Origin of the sequence: Spirosoma luteum DSM 19990 (assembly GCF_000374065.1) — a bacterium.
Taxonomy (GTDB): Bacteria; Bacteroidota; Bacteroidia; order Cytophagales; family Spirosomataceae; genus Spirosoma; species Spirosoma luteum.
Genome location: NZ_KB893269.1, coordinates 1 through 19,427, shown reverse-complemented (window position 1 = coordinate 19,427; position 19,427 = coordinate 1). Strand labels below are relative to the sequence as shown.

Here is a 19,427-nt window from a genome sequence, read left to right as displayed (position 1 = left end):
GCTATACCTCCCGTTCTTTCAGCCGGACGTAGGCCGTGACATACAATAAAATAACGGCGATAATACCCCCAGCGTATCGCAACTGATTGCTCAGGGGTTGGGGCAGTACTATCGTCCGGTAATCATACAGATTGACAGGAGACTGAGCAGTGGCCTGCGCAAAAGGACTAACGCTGCTGATTCTGCCGGAGCCAGTCAGCATATGCAGCAGAGCGTTGTTGCCGAGGTAACTGAAAATGAGCAGGGCAAACGCAATGACGGCCACCAATGGCAACGTATAACGCCGGACCACCAGGGCAAAAGCCATCGTGAACGCATGAAGCAGAGCTGAAAAAGCCCATAACTGCACCGGTACGTTACCTGTATGGGAATCGACAAAAAAAGGCTTTATTGTAAATAAACTTCCCTGCCCTTCAATCATGGCTAATTGCTCCGGCGACCAGTCGCGGTGGTTGACGAACCAGACGCCCACGCTGTCAGACAGAGCGAATACCGAGGTAAAAACCAGCACAAAGCCTACACCCGAAACGAGCCAGATAAGCACTAGTTTTTCGAACTGCGAGGCTGGTTGCATCAGGTAGTTCATGGCACGTTCTTTATGATTTAATACGTTGATCTGCTGCACGGCAAATACGTACCAACAGGACCAGCCGAGGACAAAAAACAGCACTGTTCTCATCTCTGTTACCGCTCCGGGCGAACCCTGATAGGCGAACACACTCGCCACAAATAAACCCCCGATGAGCAATCCGGCATTAGCCAGCAACTGACCCCGGTTGTCGGTAAAATACTTGCGCAGCAACCGCCCGAAACGGGCTATTAAAAACGTCTGATTCATGCGTTGGCGGGGGTTAAAGTAGATGAGAATAGTTTCCGGATACGTTCCGGCTCCGCCTGCACGACGTTGAAAAGCCGCTCTAAATCAAGCCGGCTGGGTGCGCCGGTGCGGTTTTCGGTCACGATGGCATATCCGCCCACGGCCCGTTCAGTATACAGGGCCGGATGGTCAGGGTCCAGGTCAGATACCAGCCCAAACCACAGCCGCTCCGTAATTCGTTCGACACTGGCTTTGAGCGCAATACCCTGCCCGGATAAAATGACGATTGGGTCGATGAGAGTTTCGAGGTCGCGCACCTGATGGGTTGAAATAATGACCGTCCGGTTTTCATCGACGGCCCCGGCTACCAATCGCCGGAACTGACTTTTCGAAGGGATGTCCAGGCCATTCGTCGGCTCGTCCATCAGCAACACCGCCGTGTTCGTAGCCAGGCCGAAGCCAATCAGGATTTTCTTTTTCTGTCCGTACGACAGTTCATGTAGTTTCTGGTCGTCGGTAAGGCCAAACTCGCGGATGTAACCCGCCATCTGCGCCCGGTCAAAGCGGGGATAGAAGGGGGCGTTGGCATTAACGAACTCCCGGATGCGTACCGCCGGTACGTGAATTTCTTCGGGTAGCAGAAACAACTCCTCCAGAAAGGCCGGACGACGCTGACCGGGATTATAGCCATTCACCTGAATACTGCCCTCTTTGGGGTACAGCAAGCCGGATAGGAGCCGTAACAGCGTTGATTTTCCGGCTCCGTTTGGCCCCAGCAAGCCATAAATTGAACCGGGTAAAAGGCTCAGGTTTATCCCTTCATACAGCCGTTTATTTCGCTGGTACCCAAATGATACCGTTCGTAAATCAATCATAAAGGAAAATCTATTGTAGTGTATTAGATGCATAGTACACTACAATAGTAACAGTATCATTTCTCTAAGTCAAGGAATACGGGAAAATAATTTTTCGGGCGTAGTTATTCCAGGGAGCGCATTTTTTGTACCAATACGAACGATTCATCTGTTTATCCTTTTACCTACCTGATTGGTCATTTTCAATAGCCCATTTCTGTCTATTTTCACGTACGCATGCACCCAACCAATTCCGACCCGTTGCTCCACCTTGCGCAGGACCCTGTTATGGCCCGGCTTATTGCTGAAACACCCGCGCCTAAACCCATTGCGCCTTTCGCCGATACCTATACGGGTGATTTGCCGGAACGAAATCGGGTGTACGTTTCCCTGCTGGAAAGCATCGTGTCGCAGCAGATTTCAGTGAAAGCCGCTGATGCGATTTTTGCCCGATTCTGTGCCTTGTTTCCCGACAATTACCCGCAGGCCGACGCGTTACTGTTGAAAACAACGGAAGAATTACGCAGTGCGGGGTTGTCGTTTCAAAAAATAAAGTACCTGCAAAGTGTGGCGGAGTTTTCGCTCACCAGCCCGCTGACGCGGCTGTATCTGGATGCCATGACCGATGAAGAGATCGTACAGTACCTGTTGCCGATAAAAGGTGTGGGGCGGTGGACGGTGGAGATGCTGCTGATGTTTGTGCTGGACCGGCCCGACGTGTTCCCCATCGATGACCTGATTATCCGGCAGCGAATGATGCTGGCCTACCCCGAACAGACCAATGGCCTGACGGGAAAAGCCCTTTATAAGGTATTGCAGGAAATTGCGGAAGCCTGGCGACCCTATCGTACCACCGCCAGCCGGTACCTTTGGCGCTGGAAACCCCTCTCCTAACGGGCTGGCACCTGCCAGACAGGTTTATAACCGCTTCATTTTTACGGCCAGTTTAGACTTCACCTTAATCAGCACCTGGATTCCCTCCGGCTGCACCAGAATTCGCTGGGGTACCATCTGGAAGGTATCAATATCGAGGTCCGTTTTCTGGCTTACTTTGGCTTTGGCAAAAGCCGTTTCAATTTTTTCGGGTATGGTAGATATAGGTTTCCCCAGCGGTATTACCAGTTTCGACTGAATCGTATCACGCAGGTGATCGTGCAGCAGCCAGTCGGCTGTGGCCATCAGGTATTCCCGCGTCACCAGGTCGAAATCGACATTCTTAATTCGTAGTGTGTTGGTCAGGGTGTCGTAGGTAGGCTGGCCATGGAGATACAGCGTTCCATTGACGGCACCACCCACATCAGCTTTCAAAATCAGCATCTTACCACTGCCGTAGACCGCCCCCCCCTTTACGTTCAGATCCCCCCCCGCCAGGCTGATTTTCTTTTGGTGCAGGAGTTGCTCCAGTACCTGGTTAATATCCTTATAGGGTACAAAGGACAGCACCTCCAGCCGGGAAGAGTCGGGCAGTTCATTCCGGTGCAGCAGCCGGGGTAGCTGCTCCAGCGAATCAGGGGCAATAACCGGCTGTTCGCCAATGTGGGTTTTAACCCGGAATGCAATCTGGATAGGCACCGTAATTTCGTTGGCGTTGCCATACACCGGGGCCGATGCAATGCTGAAGGGCTTGGGGAGCAGCCAGATACTTTCGGGTTTTTTGGTAATTCGAAGTGGTTTTTGCAGATCGCGCCATACTTTACTTACCTGTTTGTCCAGGCGTAGTCCCTTACGAACCGCCCGGTCAATGGCCTGTTCAATCTCCGGTCGTCGCTTGTCCAGAATGGTTTCGGCCAGTTTCCGGACGTTTATCTTTATACCCAGCAATTGAACTTTCGGCTCCTCGGTCCACTGGTATTCATCAAACTTAACTTTCGTAATTAACCGCCACTCTGGACTAACCGAAATAGGGCTTTTTAAATTAATGGCCAGTGCGCAAAGGGAACGACTTTTCCGTTTGTCGCTCCGGCGCAGCCCAATGGGATTACTGTACCATACCTGCAATGGGGCCGATAAAATGACCTGCCGATTAGCGTACTTAATTTTGATGGGGCCGGTGCGTTCAACGCGAAGTTTCCAGGCTTCACCCTTCTTACCTTTAAAGGTTTCTTCCGGTACCAGCGTGGTTGATAGCCCCTTGTTGATTTTGGCTTCCAGGTCCCGGATGTTGAACGTGAGGTTCCCCGCTACGTAGGATATGGGGTCTTCAATCGGTGGTTCAAATGCTTCCTGTAGGGGCGTGTCGGACTGGACACGCTTTTTGCAGGCGTCAAATACAAGTATTGACGCGAATAGAAGTAATAATCTGATGGTTCGTTGTAGGTTCATGGCTACAACAGAACTGTTAGGTTAACGAAATGTTAACGAAGGCTACTTATATCTTTTCGTGACGAGCAGGGACGATGATTTTGCCTCTGTTGCGCAGCCACAGCCTTTGCCGCAACCTGCCTGTTTTTTAGCGAAGCTCCCGTACAGCCGACGGCCTAAATAGACCAGGGCCGCAACAAATACCAGTAAAATGATGAGTTCCTGCATTGCCTGTATTCAGTTCATGGTATTCTATAAACCTTATTCCCATCCGTTCCGTTCGGCCAGTCGATAGGCGTGCTGATAGTGGTGTTCACCATGCCAGGCGTAAAGGGCAATCACCTGCCGGATGGGAAACGTCTTTTCACTCGCCGGGTGGAAATAGGTTCGTTCCAACTCCGGTTCCGCCAGTGCCTCCAGAATAGCGACCCAGCGCAGGTGCAGGTTATGAAGAATAACCAGTGATGGAGCCACGTCGAGCCTGGAGTCGGGGAGTTTGGCCCATTCGCCTTCTTCGTAGGGGCTGATGGTTGGGTTATCCTCCGTCAGCGCCAGTTTGGTACGTACATAGGCATTCATGTGGCTATCGGCCATGTGATGGACCAGTTGCCGCACCGTCCAGCCATCGGGCCGGTAGGGCGTATCGAGCCGGTCATCCCCCCATTTCCCAACGAGTCGGGTTAGTTTAACAGGTAGTTCAGCAAGGGTAGCGATGTGCTGCTGCGTTTCCGGGCCGGAGAATTCCTGACCGTGCACGAAATCACCGATGGGGTAGCGAAGGGTGTCTGACGTTTGATGCTGCATTGGGTTCATAATTAAGGTTGCACGTAGGTAATATCGCCAACGATAGTGTCATATACGCTATTCCTGATGATGTAGTGCTTCACCCGGCCTTTGTCGTCAAACTCGTACTGGTAGTCTGAAATTTGGTCGGCGCCACCAGTAGCAACATGCCTGACCGATTGAACAATCAGGTTTCGGTTAGTAACGCCCATAAACTGATACGGGCTTCGGAAACCGGGCTTTGCCGGATCGTACGTATACCGAATCGACTCCACTACGACTGGTGCAGAAGTCGCTGTAGTCGTTAAATTCTTATCCAGACGTTGAATCTGTACACTGGTAACATTGCCTTTATCAACCTGCTGCACCCGCACTGTCCTGAATAATTCTGGTGGCGCAGCAACGAGGTCCGACTGCGTTTTGATCAATAATCCCTCCGCATTGTAGGTGCGGAGCACATCTTTGGCAAAGGGCATTACGGCATCTTTCACCAATTGGCTCATTGAATACTGCCCCCAATAACCCAGTCCTGCCAGTAAAGGAGCTGCCGCTACCCGGCCCTGTTGGTTGAGCGAAAGATGCTGACTAGTCTCTGATCGATAATTCCCCCCGAATGTTGTTGTTTGTGTGGCCACCAGTTCATCGGGCTGGTATGAATACCGATAGGCTACCTTCTTTTTTTCAATCCCATAATCACCGGAATCCCGATACCCGTCCATATCCTCGGCAATCAGCCGCTCCCGGGCATCATAGGTGAACGTGCTGCTCCAGGCGTATTCAACGAAATGATAGCCATCCTCCAGTTTCAGATTCCGAAGTGAATCGACGGATGACTGATTGGTCACAGCCGGCCGGGTAACCAGCCATTCCCGAATCCGGGCAATCTGATCGGTAGACCGGGTAACTGGCTGAAGAACGTCCAGATGGCTACAGGCCAGCAGACCAGCCAGTGCAAGAGTCATGAACACACTGGTAAGCAGACGTTTGGCCATGGCTGATGATAGTCGATTTAAGTATTTATTGAGCCCAGTATTCCTGAATAACCCCGATCAGTTCCGGATGTACGCCACAGCTCGCAATAACGTCGCCCCGAAACAGGAATTCATCGCCCCCCTCAAAATCGGTAACGAGACCACCGGCTTCGCGCACGAGCAGCACCCCGGCGGCCATATCCCAGGAATTGAGGTTGTATTCATAAAAAGCCTCGAATCGCCCGGCGGCTACGTAGGCCAGATCAATAGCCGCCGACCCCAGTCGACGCAGGCCGTGGGTTTGCTGCATGAGCGTTTCCAGAATGCGCAGGTATTTAGGCATCTTGTCGAAGCTATAATACGGAAAGCCCGTGGCAATCATGCTTTCACCCAGCCTGGTAACGGGCGAAACCGACAGACGGGTTTCGTTGCAATACGCTCCCCCACCCTGCCAGGCCGAAAAACACTCGTCGCGATTAGGGTCATAGACCACCCCGGCGATGGGTGTTTTACCCTGCGCCAGTCCGATGCTGACCGAGAAAATGGGGAGTCCGTGAATGAAGTTAGCCGTACCGTCGAGCGGGTCGATGATCCAGTTCAGGGCCGACTGGTCGGCCTCCTGCTCGGTAGTGCCTTCTTCGGTGATGAACCCGGCTTCGGGTAGTAGCTGACTCAGCTTTTTGACCAACTCTTTTTCGGTTTCCTTATCGACGTAGGACACCAGGTTGTTCAGGCCCTTGTATTCAATGGCATCGCGCTGGAACTTGCTTCGTTCCTGGAGCAGAAACGCCCCGGCATCTTTGGCAATCGTGTTAATTTCGCGGGTAAGGGCGGCTAAATCGTTGAGCATAATGAGTAAATAAAATCGGATAATAAAATGGTTGAAAAATTAAACTGTGTTTGTCTTCCAATTTTGTCATTTCGACGCAGGAGAAATCTCTCTAGGCATTACAATTTAGATTTCTCCTCCGTCGAAATGACAAGCACAAGTAGTTTATTTTTCCCACTTTTTCCCGTTCTGATTGGGCACCTATTTTTTACAGGATTGATTTTAACAAATTCACTGCATAATATCGCCCAATGCGTTGTCGTACAGATTTTTTGCCTCATCAACCGTCATGATGGTCGTTTCATCCATTACGAAGCTGCTCTTCGTTACCGTGCCTAGGTGCCGGAACGGCAGGACGCTGTCTTCCAGGTAGCCCACTACGTGCTGCCGCTGGTCGGGCGTGATGGAGATGACAACCCGGCTCTGACTTTCGCCAAACAAAAAGGAATCCGTGCGGTGCCGGGTATCAATCCCTATGTCGAAGCCAAGATTACCTGCCATCGCCGATTCGGCCAGCGTAATGAACAGCCCCCCGTCCGACACATCGTGCGCCGACTGAAGCCAGCCGTGCCGGTTCATGGTTTTGATGCTTTCCTGCACGCGCCATTCCGTTTCAAAATCGAAATGGGGAGCGGGCGAGGCTTTGATGCCGAGGTACGAATACAGATACTCCGACGATGCAATGTCATTTGTGGAAGGTCCAATGAGGTAAATCAGGTCGCCTTCATTTTTGAAATTCAGCGTCATGCGGTGGTCAGGGTTGTCCATCAGCCCCAGCATCCCGATGGTTGGGGTCGGAAATACCGGCCCATCGTCCGAACTTTGGTTATAGAAACTCACGTTCCCGCCCGTCACCGGCGTACTAAACCGCTTACAGGCTTCGCCCATACCCTGCACCGCTTCCACAAATTGCCAGTATACTTCCGGCACGTAGGGATTCCCAAAGTTCAGGTTGTTGGTAACGGCCAGCGGCTCACCCCCGCTGCAAACGATATTGCGGCAGGCTTCGGCCACAGCAATCATGGCTCCCTGACGCGGATTGGCGTTTACGTACCGGCTGTTGCAGTCTACCGTAATAACGATGGATTTATCGGTAGCGGGCAGGCCGGGGCCTTTTACACGCACCACGGCCGCATCGGAAGGCGCATTGGTGCTGCGGTTGGCCGTTCCCACCATGGAGTCATACTGTTCATACACCCACTTGCGGGAGCAGATATTTGGGTGGGTCAGCAGGTGTTCGGCTATCTTTTTAATGTCGTCCACCTCAATGTCGTCTACGTCGTCGGCGTTAAACTTGGCGTATTCCTTAATGTAAGCCGGTTCTTTATATTCGCGCTGATACTGGGGAGCCCCCCCGCCGAGTACGAGGTCGTAAGCGGGAACATCGGCCACCAGTTCGCCGTAGCGGTAGAAGTGCAGCCGTCCCAGGTCGTTTTCGCCCCGTGCTGTCACTTCCCCAATCTGGGCGCAGTTCAGGTCCCACTTGTCGAATATTCCCTGGATAATGGCCTCTTTTCCTTTCTCGATAACCACCAGCATCCGCTCCTGCGACTCCGACAGCAGAATTTCGAACGGGGCCATGTTGGGCTGGCGGGTCGGTACTTTGTCGAGGTCGATAATCATACCGTGTTCCCCTTTGGCACTCATCTCGGACGTGGAGCAGATGATACCAGCCGCTCCCATGTCCTGAATACCAATCACATAACCCGTGGCGATGATTTCGAGCGTGGCTTCGAGCAGCAGTTTCTCCATGAACGGATCACCCACCTGCACGGCGGGCAGTTTATCCGTCGATGCGGCCGAAATATCCTCCGACGCGAACGTGGCACCGTGAATCCCATCTTTCCCCGTAGCCGAGCCAACGATAAATACCGGGTTACCCACGCCAAAACTGGTTGCTTTCGCGGATTTCCCCACCTCCACAATACCCGCCGAAAAGGCATTGACAAGGGGGTTGGTGTTGTAGCATTCATCGAAATGAAGTTCCCCCCCCACGGTTGGTATGCCAAAGGCGTTGCCGTAGTCGCCAATGCCTTTGACCACCCCGCGTAGCAGTCGTTTGGTTTTCTTGAGGTCAAGTGCACCGAAACGGAGCGAATTTAACTGGGCAATGGGCCGGGCGCCCATCGTAAATATATCGCGGTTGATGCCGCCAACGCCCGTTGCCGCGCCCTGATACGGTTCCAGTGCGGAGGGGTGGTTGTGGGATTCAATCTTGAACGAACAGGCCAGCCCATCGCCAATATCAACCAGACCGGCATTTTCTTCCCCGGCTTTAGCCAGCATCCGATCCCCATCGCGGGGTAGGGTTTTAAGCCAGATAATGGAGTTTTTGTAGGAACAGTGTTCCGACCACATCACCGAGAAGATGCTCAGTTCCGTAAAGTTAGGCTTACGACCCAAAATCTCGGCAATACGGTCAAACTCATCGGGTAACACGCCCAGTTTGCGGGCAGTTTCCAGCGTGGGAAGGGATTCGAGGGTATCCATGATTAGCGAAAGAGCGAAAGAGCGAAAGAGTGAAAGAACAAAAGGTTCGCGTCAGCATTTTCGCTCTTTCGCTCTTTCACCCTTTCGCTCTTTAAAGATTCACAAAACTACGGCATTTAGGGGAAAATGGCCCGTCTGTCGTTGACAAATCTCAAAACGCGTGTATATTTGCATCCAGAAAGAGAGATGGCAGAGTGGTCGATTGCGGTGGTCTTGAAAACCACTGACTGTAACAGGTCCGGGGGTTCGAATCCCTCTCTCTCTGCAAGGAACAAAAAGGCACTCATAATCAGCGATTTGAGTGCCTTTTTGTTTACTCACATTTAAATTGGTGCCCTTTTTGAAAAAAATTATTTTTGTACCACATTAAAAACTATCTTGCTGATATATAATGCTTAATTAATTTATAATGCTATCTATCATTGGATCAAAAACTGTAGAGTTTTTTGTTGAGAAAGCGTTAGAGCGTTTTTTTCAATTTATTCCTATATTAAAAAAGGATGGAATAATTTTAGAAAAATCTGACATTCCAAAGATCCTCCAAAATCACTACACTGAAGTTATAAACTGGTCATTTGATATTCCATTTATAGGTTTGAGTCAACGAAAACATGTAGAGGAAAGTACAATTGAACTGAATATATCTTCGAGAATTTCGAAATACGGCAAGGATAAAAATGAGACATACTTCTCAGAGAAGGATATATTAAATGCGAATAGAAATATAATCATACTAGGAAAACCAGGAGCTGGAAAACAACAACTGTAAAAAGGTTAATCAATAGTTTTTTTTCAGTAAAATATCTTGAGAACTCGTACACAACTCCAATATTAATCAAACTGCGTGAATTAAATAATGGTGGTGATATTTACAGTGGGATTCTTAAAATTTTTAATATCACAACTAAAATCGTAACTCACATTGAAGAGATTGAAGAACAAGACAGTGAAAATGTCACTCATAAAAAACAAATTAAGATAACGAATATTCACGTAAGGGATACTGAAATATTAGCAGAAAATTTTATTGTAGATTTTTTAAATTCAATAAATGCGATTGTTTTCCTAGACGGTTTTGATGAAATCTCTGCTTTTGAGCAACGAAAAGTTTTAAAGGATAGCAAAAAATTAGGATTAAAGATTAATAACGCAAAGATCATTCTAACATCTAGAACATCCTCTATCAATAATAAAGTTATAGACGGTTTTGATGTTTATGAGATTCAGCCGTTGAATAATGATGACATAAAAGTAATCTCAAAAAAATGGCTTGGTGATAATACTAACTTCATAAAATTACTTTATAAGAAACCATATCATGAATTAGCGAATAGGCCAATCTACCTTACTTTATTATTAGTATTATTCGAAAGAACTCAAACACTGCCGCTGAGTCCGTTTGAAATATATCGAGAAGCCGTATACCTTATCATTCGTGATTGGGATGATGGTCGTGACATTGTCAGGTTGTCGAAATACGCTAATTTTAATGTGCGAAAAAAATTAGATTTTTTACAAGAAATTGCCTTTTACTTGACTTACCAAATAAAAAGTAATGTATTCTCTTCGAAACTATTATTCGAAATATATAAAATAATACACAATAAATATTCATTACCAAGAGATGAAATAGACGAAGTCATTGCAGAAATAGAATCTCATAACGGCATTATTTCAGAAGCGGGTTATGAAACTTTTGAATTTAGCCATTTAACATTACAGGAATACTTATGTGCAGAGTACTTAATATCATTACCCTATTCTAGAAATACAATTACTTATTTTTTTGAGAGGCCAGATCCATTAGCTATCGCAATTTGTATAAGCAAAGATTCTGGATTGTGGTTATCAAATTTATTGTTAAACGAAAATTTAGATATTTCCAACTACACCACTAGTAAAACAAAACCCCAAAATAGTTACAATCGGGGTAATTTCGAAAATTCTCTTTCAAGGCTTTTATCTAGGTTAATAGATGAAGCTCCTATTTTCACTCAGTCTTTCGAATTAGGAGCAACAATAGTTTATCTAATTCCCAACTTTCAAAATAAAGATCAAATATTTGGCTTAGTACGTAAGTTATTAACAATACCAAATGTTAGTAATTCAACTTTACTTTTTTTAAACGATTGTACTATTGAAATTAAGGAAGATCTAAAGTTATGTATTATCACTCGCAATTTGTTTTCTAGAACACCAAATTTCATAAAACTACCATACTATGAACGTATTAATCTTTCAACTTGGAGAAAAGTTGAAATTATATTAAAAAAGAATACGAAAAACTAGGTTTAATTAATGTACAAGAAATAATTTTAAGAATGATTATCTTTCTACAAAACAATTGAATCACACAAAAATTTTAAGGTTAGCCATATAATTTACAATTATTTCTTTTCATCCTTAATGATTTTCCACACTGGCTGTAATAGATTAAATTGATTCATGTACTCTTGTTTTACTAATTTCATTATAGGCAAATAAACTTAGTTTTATCGGTGTATTAATCGCTAATACTTAAATTTCTACATTTATCTTATAATAATTTAATCTCTCTACCAGTTAAAATTTTATTGGTGAATAGCTAGGATGATTAAACAGACTGTTACTCTTATTTCCTTTACTATCTAAATTGAAGCACATCTGAATAATTCCGTAAGCATATTTTATTGTGTAAATAGAATGCCGTTACAGTTATATAATACTTAATCGGTCTTTCATATGCACAATCAATACCTTTGTCTTAGCTATGGCAGAGCGTCCGGCGTAGTCATTATCAAGGTGGCAGTCACGTTTTTTGCTCCTTTCATCGTGGATAGTGCGTACTTTATAATTGTTATTGCGTTCAGGACATAGTTTCATGCAATGGCGTATTAATGATGTGCCGATTGGTATAGGTATTCCTCACCAGAATCAGTTCTTGGATGGCGTTGGTTGTTAACTTACCTTTGAGTTCTCAAATGGGAGTAAAGCCTCGGTTTTGCTACCAGGCCCGGCTGGTGGTGCAGCCGGGCCATTTTTTTTGCATTTTTCTCGGAGAGGGCTAATAAACGTGGTCATACTACAGATTTTAGACACTCATAAATTAACAGCCACATGAATGCAGACGAACAAACCCCTGACCCGGAGCAACTAGTTGACGAGGATCTGGATGAGCCGTACGTGCAAACCGTTTCTACTGAGGAGTTTGTGGAGGCCGTAGCCGAAGCCAGCAAAAAAGGCAAGGAATAATAAGTGGCTACGCCTGCGTTTTAGCAGGAAATTTATCCAGGAAGGCGAGCCACAAATACGATTGATTGATTCTCCAAAACAGCGATTGCCCGGTAGTGAGTCCTGAGACCAACTACCGGGCAATCGCTGTTTACTCTTGTCCCGTTACTCCACCGAAATCATCGATACGGCTTTGGCTTCGAGCATGGTCTCCCCCATCAGGTAGCAGTCGGCGGCACGGGCGGCTTCGCGGCCTTCCGATATGGCCCATACCACCAGGGATTGCCCCCGGCGCAAATCGCCAGCCGCAAATACCTTCGGGTTAGTAGTGGTCTGGTACTTAACAGTTTTCACGTTGCCGCGTTCATCATACTCTACATTGAGGTCGTCCAGCAGGCCGTTGTGTTGCGGGTGCAGAAAACCAGCCGCCAGCAGCGCCAGTTCGCAGGGAACGTCGCGCTCCGAACCGGGTAGTTCCACCATCTGCATACGACCATTCTTGTTTTCCCAGGTCAGGTCAACCAGCCGTAGGGCTTTCAGGTTTCCGTTCTCATCCCCAATAAACTCTTTGGTGTTGATGGACCACTGTCGCTCACAGCCTTCCTCGTGCGAGGTACTGGTACGGAGCATCATGGGCCAGTTAGGCCAGGGCGTGCTTTCGGCCCGATCCTGCGGGGGCATGGGCATCAACTCAATCTGGGTTACGCTGGCAGCCTCGTGGCGGTTAGACGTACCAACACAGTCGGAACCGGTATCACCACCACCAATAACCACCACGTTTTTCCCCGTTGCCAGAATATCGCCGTCGGTATAGCTCTCCCCCTGATGGTCTACCGCCACCGGAAGTTCGGCATTCCGTTTGTTCTGCTGACTCAGGAACTGCATAGCAGGGTAAATCCCTTTCAGGTCCCGGCCAGGAATCGGCAAATCGCGGGGTACGGTTGAGCCACCGGTGAGCATGATCAGATCGAAATCATTCAGCAGGTCGTTCGCTTTCAGGTCTTTACCCACGTTAACACCCGGCTTGAATATAATCCCTTCGGCTTCCATAACGGCCAGCCGACGATCGATGGTCCATTTTTCGAGTTTGAAGTCAGGGATGCCGTAGCGTAGGAGTCCGCCAATCTGGTCGGCGCGTTCAAATACGGTAACGGAGTGCCCGGCCTTATTCATCTGCGCGGCAGCCGCCAGCCCTGCCGGGCCGGAACCCACAATGGCCACCCGCTTACCCGTCCGTTCTTTCGGAATTATGGGTGTTACATATCCCTGCTTAAAGGCTTCTTCGGCGATTGATTTTTCGATAAACTCAATCGCTACCGGTGGCTTGTTGATGCCCAGCACGCACGACGCTTCGCAGGGAGCCGGGCAGATACGACCCGTAAACTCCGGGAAGTTGTTGGTACTGGCCAGAATTTCGTAGGCGTAGGCCCAGTTCTGTTCGTACACGGCATCATTGAACTCCGGGATAATATTGCCCAGGGGGCAACCACTATGGCAAAACGGCGTTCCGCAGTCCATACACCGGGCAGCCTGCCGCTGGGTATCCTGCGGGGTGAACTGCACCTCAATTTCCTTATAGTCATGAACCCGCTGCTGCGGGTCGCGCTTTTTGGGTAGTTCGCGCGCAAATTCTAAAAATCCGGTAGGTTTTCCCATCTTATAATTCAGGCCGATAGTAAAGTACAGCCAGTCAGTACGTAGTAATCCATTGATAAATCACCCTTGTCACTCATCGATCAGATTACCTTTCAACAAGGCAATCTGGATGTGCACGAAAATATCACGTTAATGAAAGCTTTACCTGTTGAAGATAAATCAACAGGTAATAGTGTGTCAGTTTAGTTTCCTGAACCTCGACCTGTTTGCAGTTTGGGAGCTTCATTACCCCTGCGTCAAATCCACAGTTATGTCCTGGTACACAATACTTTTGTCGCGAAGCTGATCGGCCAGGGAAATACCGCGTCCGGCCAATGCCTGTCGGAAATCGCCCGGCATTACCTTCACAAACCGCCCAATCTGGTTATCCCAGTCCTGAATCAGGGTTAGGGCTACGTTGCTGGTGGTATATTGAAAATGCTTCTCGATGTACTCGCGCAAAATACCCTGGTCCTCGTCGGTCAGGGTTTCCAGATCGACCATGTCGGGGTTTACTTTGGCCGCAAACGTACCATCCTGATCGTACACGTACGCGACCCCGCCCGACATACCGGCGGCAAAGTTGCGCCCCGTCTGCCCCAGAATAACGGCCAGGCCACCCGTCATGTATTCCAGGCCGTGGTCTCCCACGCCTTCTACCACCACTTTAGCCCCTGAATTGCGGACGCAGAATCGCTCCCCGGCCATACCCCGGATAAACGCTTCGCCCGACGTGGCGCCGTAGAACGACACATTACCAACGATGCTGTTGGCCTCCGGCTTAAACTGGGCCGTCCGGTCGGGGTACACAATGAGCTGGGCACCACAGAGTCCTTTACCGAAGTAGTCGTTGGCGTCGCCTTCCAGTTCGAGTTTGATACCGCTCGTAGCGAACGCCCCGAAACTCTGACCGGCTGTTCCCCGAAGTTTGATGTGTATGGAACTCTCGGGCAGACCCGGACCTCCGTACACTTTCGAAATTTCGTTGGACAGCATCGTACCAATGCTCCGGTCAATGTTCTGGACCGTAAACTCGGCATAAACCGATTCGGATGCGCCCAGTACGGCGTTCTCCAGTATTGGTTTAGCGACCTCAATCAGTTTCCGGTCGAGCACATCGTCCAGGTAATGGTTTTGTTCTTCCTGCTGGTACAGGGCCACGTCCAGGTTGGTTGGCTCTTTATACAGCAGAGCATCGAGGTTGAGGTTCTTGTATTTCCAGTGCGGCAGGTTGTCGCGAAGTTCCAGCATCTGCGCCTGTCCCACCATTTCGTTGATGGTACGGAAACCCAGTTCGGCCATGATCTCCCGCAGTTCCATCGCCAGGAACGTGAACATATTCACGACGTGCTCTGGCTTACCCGTAAACAGGGCGCGGAGTTCCTTGTTCTGCGTGGCCACACCCACCGGGCAGGTGTTCAGGTGGCACTTCCGCATCATGATGCAACCGGCAGCAACCAGAGCCGCCGTGGCAACCCCGAATTCTTCGGCACCCAGCAACGCGGCAATCGCCAGATCGCGACCGGTGCGCATCTGCCCGTCGGCCTGCACCGTTACCCGACCACGCAGTTTGTTCTTGACCAGGGTCTGGTGCGCTTCGGCCAGTCCCAGTTCCCACGGAAGCCCCGCGTGCCGGATACTCGACAGCGGAGAGGCTCCCGTACCGCCATCGTGGCCCGAAATCAGGATATGGTCGGCGTGGGCTTTGGAAACCCCCGCAGCAATGGTCCCTACCCCGGCTTCCGACACCAGCTTCACGCTGATGCGGGCGGCCCGGTTGGCATTTTTCAGGTCGGAGATGAGCTGGGCTAAATCCTCAATCGAGTAAATATCGTGGTGGGGCGGGGGCGAAATCAGTCCTACACCGGGCGTAGAGTGGCGGGTCCGTCCAATCCAGTCATCGACTTTAAAACCGGGTAACTGACCACCTTCGCCGGGTTTGGCTCCCTGCGCCATCTTAATCTGTAGTTCGCGGGCGTTTGTCAGGTAGTAACTCGTTACGCCAAAGCGCCCCGAAGCTACCTGCTTGATACCCGAATTCATGCTGTCGCCGTTTTCCAGTGGTGTGTAACGCAGTTCATCCTCACCGCCCTCGCCCGAATTACTCTTTCCGCCGATGCGGTTCATGGCAATAGCTAAGGTCGTATGCGCTTCCCACGAGATAGACCCAAACGACATGGCACCCGTAGCAAAGCGCTTGAAGATGCTTTCGACCGGCTCTACTTCGTCCAGCGGTACGGGCGTACCCCGTTTGAATTTCAGCAGCCCGCGCAGCGTAATGGCTTTCTGCGTCTGATCGTCAATCAGCTTGGAATATTTCTTAAAGAGCGCATAGTCGTTTTTCTTCGTCGACTGTTGCAGCAGGTGGATGGTGTCGGGGTTGAAAATATGGCGTTCACCCCGTTGTTTCCACTGGTAAATACCACCCACTTCCAGCCGGGGAGCCAGCACGGGCATATCGGGGAAAGCCACCGAGTGCCGCACCAGAATTTCCCGGGCAATTTCGTCCAGCCCCATACCGCCAATCCGCGAAATAGTACCCGTAAAGTACCGGCTGATGACGTCGTTGTTCAAGCCAAGGCACTCGAAGATCATGGCTCCCTGATACGATTGCAGGGTTGAAATCCCCATCTTCGAGAAGATCTTCAGCAACTCGCCGTTGACGGCTTTAATGTAGTTCCGGTAAAGTTTATCGAGGTCGTAGTCAACAGTCAGGAGCCCTTTCTGCTTCATGTTCGCAATGGTCTCGAAGGCCATATACGGGTTTACGCCCGATGCCCCGTAGCCAATAAGCGTAGCCACGTGGTGCGTTTCCCAGGCGTCGCCCGCTTCGACCAACAGACCGACCTTCCCCCGCAATCCCTGACGAATCAGGTAGTGGTGAATGGCCGAAGTGGCCAGCAGCGATGGAATAGGGGCGTGACTGGAGTCGATAGCCCGGTCCGATAGAATGAGAATGGAGTACCCATCATGAATGGCATCTTCGGCGTAGCGGCAAATACGGTCGAGGGCTCGTTCGAGTGACTGCCCTTTTCCATCGGCAGTGAACAGGCAGTTGATGGTTTTAGCCTGGAACCTGGGCCGGTCAATGAACCGGAGTTTATCGAACTCTTTGGTGGTCAGTACCGGCTGATCGAGTTCGATCTGACGGCAGTGTACCGGCGATTCGCTAAGCAGGTTATACGTTGCTCCCACAAAGGAGATAAGCGACATAATAGACCGCTCCCGGATGGAGTCGATGGGTGGATTGGTTACCTGGGCGAACAGCTGCTTGAAATAGTGACTCATATGCTGGCTCTGTTCCGACAGAATAGCCAGTGGTACATCTGTACCCATTGAGCCGAGGGCTTCCTTGCCCGTCTCTACCATCGGGGCCAGAATCATCCGCAGGTCTTCGGAGGTAAAGCCAAAGGCCTGTTGCATCCGGAGCAGTTTAGCCGGGTCATAATGGCTATAGGTCCGTATGGGTGTTTCTAAATCCTGTAGCTTTATCTTGTTCTGGTCGAGCCATTCCTGATACGGCTGGCGGCTACACAGTTCGGCTTTAATCTCTTCGTCCGACACGATCCGTCCCTGCTCCATATCGACCAGAAACATTTTACCCGGCTGTAAACGCCCTTTCGTTACCACCGTTGCGGGATCGATATCCAGTACGCCTACCTCAGAGGCCATAATCACGATATCCTCGTTGGTAACCCAGAAACGGGAAGGGCGCAGGCCATTCCGGTCGAGGGTAGCCCCTACAATGCGGCCATCGGTAAAGGAAATAGAAGCCGGGCCATCCCAGGGTTCGATCAGGGCCGCGTGGAATTCGTAAAACGCTTTCCGAACGGGGTCCATGTGGTCATTACCATCCCAGGCTTCGGGAACAAGCATCATCATGACGTGGGGCAGTGAACGGCCACTCATAACCAGCAATTCAATGGCATTATCCAGGTTGGCCGAGTCCGACTGCTTGGGGTCGCAGATGGGCAGCAGCATGTCCATTTCATCCTGGGTAAACTTAGACGACTTAAGCAGGCCTTCGGCCGCCTTCATCCAGTTCACGTTGCCCCGTACCGTGTTTATCTCGCCATTATGAGCAATATACCGGAAAGGTTGCGCCAGTTTCCAGGAGGGGAATGTATTGGTTGAAAAGCGGGAGTGGACAACACCAATGGCCGAAACAACTTCCTCCTGCTGAAGATCCGGGAAGTAAGGCTCCAGTTGCAGGGTCGTTAGCTGCCCTTTGTAGGTAATAGTGCGGCAGGAAAGGGACGAGAAGTAGAAATGGTCAACACCGTTTATCGTTTCATTGATAATACGGGTGCTGGTATTCCGTAATATGTATAGTTTCCGCTCAAAGTCGTCGGGGTTAGTTATTTCGGACGGCCGTTTGATAAAGACCTGCTCCATTTGGGGTTCTGCCGACCGTGAGCCATTACCCAGATCACTATTATTGACGGGTACTACCCGGTAACAAAGCAATTCCAGGCCAATCTTTTTCATTTTCCGGTTCAGCACGGCACGGCACTCTTCGCGCAGCCATACATCTTTGGGAAAATAGACCATACCCACACCATATTCCAGCGCGGGAGGAAGATGAATACCAAGTTTGCGGGTTTCGTCAACAAAAAACTCGTGGGGTAACTGAATGAGCAACCCCGCTCCATCGCCGGAGTTTGGTTCTGAGCCAACGGCACCCCGGTGCTCCATCCGCCTGAGCATCTGTAACGCATCGGCAACAATCTGGTGAGACTTGCGACCCTTGATATGGGCCACAAAGCCGATACCGCAGTTATCGTGTTCGAATTCGGGGCGGTAAAGACCCGCCGGTTGGTCAACCTGATCAGACATGGTCGTAACAGTGTTGGGTAAGGCCCTATCTTACTACTCTCCTTAGAAAAATAGCAAAAAAAGGCAGCGAAAATTGAGAAAATCTAAAGTAACGAATAGCCTGGCCTATGCTTGAATATGCAGATAGTAACCGGGCTGACGGGCGTTTGTGACAAAGTCATGCAATATAGTACTAAAAAAAATTGGCAAAAACAGCTTTTCCCAGAATTTAATAGGTAATAGGACTAATTGTAAATTTGATTATAAATGTTCTTGAAAAGTGAATAACGGGGCAATGCCCCCTCCCCACAACATGCTGACCATCGTTTCAAAAGATTTGTCCAACTAATTGCGAGACAGTATGAATGTGGGCGATTCAGTATATTATTTACCGTTGGTACAAAAGTATAGCGGTTTGTTAACCAGAGCTAATTAGTATTACGAGTTACTTGAATCATCGTAATCCTAAACCCTGCGGTTATGAATAATACAAATACGATTCGTTCTCTTGGTTGGTTATTGGGCTCGATGCTGCTCTTGTCCTGGCACTTACGGGCGGAGGGCAACCCAGGGCGTATCGATACTGGCCATCTGGTTCAGTCTAGTGAGTTCTTCAAACTACTAACTCCAGTCGACCCGCCCCCCATCAGCCTGACGGCCATAGTGGGCGTGCCCTTCTCCGCTTCAATACCCAGGACCCTGCCTATCCCGCCGGGATCCTC

General features: G+C 49.6%; 14 protein-coding genes, 1 tRNA gene and 1 pseudogene. 6 read left to right on the top strand and 10 right to left on the bottom strand.

Going from position 1 to position 19,427, the window contains the following annotated elements; translation table 11 throughout:
- Position 1: 1 nt before the first annotated feature.
- Together B156_RS0119410 and B156_RS0119405 are read right to left on the bottom strand one after the other, a co-directional pair.
- Positions 2–838, bottom strand: coding sequence for a hypothetical protein (locus B156_RS0119410; protein ID WP_018621444.1), 837 nt, complete (start codon positions 836–838; stop codon positions 2–4).
- Positions 835–1,692, bottom strand: coding sequence for an ATP-binding cassette domain-containing protein (locus B156_RS0119405; RefSeq protein ID WP_018621443.1), 858 nt, complete (start codon positions 1,690–1,692; stop codon positions 835–837). The genes B156_RS0119410 and B156_RS0119405 overlap by 4 nt, the downstream gene beginning before the upstream one ends.
- Before the next feature lie 216 nt (positions 1,693–1,908).
- Between B156_RS0119405 and B156_RS0119400 the strand changes: the two genes are divergently transcribed.
- On the top strand, positions 1,909–2,565 hold the full coding sequence (locus tag B156_RS0119400) for a DNA-3-methyladenine glycosylase family protein (RefSeq protein WP_018621442.1): 657 nt from the start codon (positions 1,909–1,911) through the stop codon (positions 2,563–2,565).
- A 24-nt stretch (positions 2,566–2,589) separates the two neighbouring features.
- On the opposite strand, the gene B156_RS0119395 is transcribed toward B156_RS0119400, so the two are convergent.
- The 6 genes from B156_RS0119395 to purL form a co-directional block, all read right to left on the bottom strand.
- Positions 2,590–3,993 carry a DUF4403 family protein gene (locus B156_RS0119395; protein ID WP_018621441.1) on the bottom strand — a complete coding sequence of 468 codons (1,404 nt, stop codon included), beginning with the start codon at positions 3,991–3,993 and terminating at the stop codon, positions 2,590–2,592.
- Positions 3,994–4,035: 42 nt separating this feature from the next.
- A complete protein-coding gene (locus tag B156_RS30935) occupies positions 4,036–4,200 on the bottom strand; it encodes a FeoB-associated Cys-rich membrane protein (protein ID WP_018621440.1) in 165 nt (54 codons plus the stop codon).
- Between the two features lie 33 nt (positions 4,201–4,233).
- Positions 4,234–4,776 carry a YfiT family bacillithiol transferase gene (locus tag B156_RS0119385; protein WP_018621439.1) on the bottom strand — a complete coding sequence of 181 codons (543 nt, stop codon included), beginning with the start codon at positions 4,774–4,776 and terminating at the stop codon, positions 4,234–4,236.
- Positions 4,777–4,787: 11 nt separating this feature from the next.
- Complete coding sequence (locus tag B156_RS0119380) at positions 4,788–5,747, bottom strand: hypothetical protein (RefSeq protein WP_018621438.1); 960 nt, start codon at positions 5,745–5,747, stop codon at positions 4,788–4,790.
- 25 nt (positions 5,748–5,772) lie between these two features.
- On the bottom strand, positions 5,773–6,576 hold the full coding sequence (locus tag B156_RS0119375) for an inositol monophosphatase family protein (RefSeq protein ID WP_018621437.1): 804 nt from the start codon (positions 6,574–6,576) through the stop codon (positions 5,773–5,775).
- 210 nt (positions 6,577–6,786) lie between these two features.
- On the bottom strand, positions 6,787–9,045 hold the full coding sequence (gene purL / locus B156_RS0119370; RefSeq protein ID WP_018621436.1) for a phosphoribosylformylglycinamidine synthase subunit PurL: 2,259 nt from the start codon (positions 9,043–9,045) through the stop codon (positions 6,787–6,789).
- 180 nt (positions 9,046–9,225) lie between these two features.
- Here purL and B156_RS0119365 point away from each other — a divergent pair.
- The 4 genes from B156_RS0119365 (at position 9,226) to B156_RS32425 (ending at position 12,276) form a co-directional block, all read left to right on the top strand.
- Positions 9,226–9,310 (top strand) — tRNA-Ser (locus tag B156_RS0119365).
- Between the two features lie 144 nt (positions 9,311–9,454).
- Positions 9,455–9,814 carry a hypothetical protein gene (locus B156_RS0119360; protein WP_018621435.1) on the top strand — a complete coding sequence of 120 codons (360 nt, stop codon included), beginning with the start codon at positions 9,455–9,457 and terminating at the stop codon, positions 9,812–9,814.
- A gap of 461 nt (positions 9,815–10,275) precedes the next feature.
- Complete coding sequence (locus B156_RS0119355) at positions 10,276–11,334, top strand: NACHT domain-containing protein (protein WP_018621434.1); 1,059 nt, start codon at positions 10,276–10,278, stop codon at positions 11,332–11,334.
- An 807-nt stretch (positions 11,335–12,141) separates the two neighbouring features.
- Positions 12,142–12,276: a hypothetical protein gene (locus B156_RS32425; RefSeq protein ID WP_018621433.1), complete on the top strand. Its 135-nt coding sequence runs from the start codon at positions 12,142–12,144 to the stop codon at positions 12,274–12,276.
- A gap of 144 nt (positions 12,277–12,420) precedes the next feature.
- On the opposite strand, the gene B156_RS0119340 is transcribed toward B156_RS32425, so the two are convergent.
- The gene (locus B156_RS0119340; protein WP_018621432.1) at positions 12,421–13,911 is read right to left on the bottom strand and encodes a glutamate synthase subunit beta; all 1,491 of its coding nucleotides are present in this window, start codon (positions 13,909–13,911) and stop codon (positions 12,421–12,423) included.
- Positions 13,912–14,136: 225 nt separating this feature from the next.
- On the bottom strand, positions 14,137–18,726 hold the full coding sequence (gltB, locus tag B156_RS0119335) for a glutamate synthase large subunit (RefSeq protein WP_018621431.1): 4,590 nt from the start codon (positions 18,724–18,726) through the stop codon (positions 14,137–14,139).
- A 459-nt stretch (positions 18,727–19,185) separates the two neighbouring features.
- Here gltB and B156_RS30930 point away from each other — a divergent pair.
- A pseudogene (locus B156_RS30930) lies at positions 19,186–19,427 on the top strand (T9SS type A sorting domain-containing protein); the annotation flags it as partial.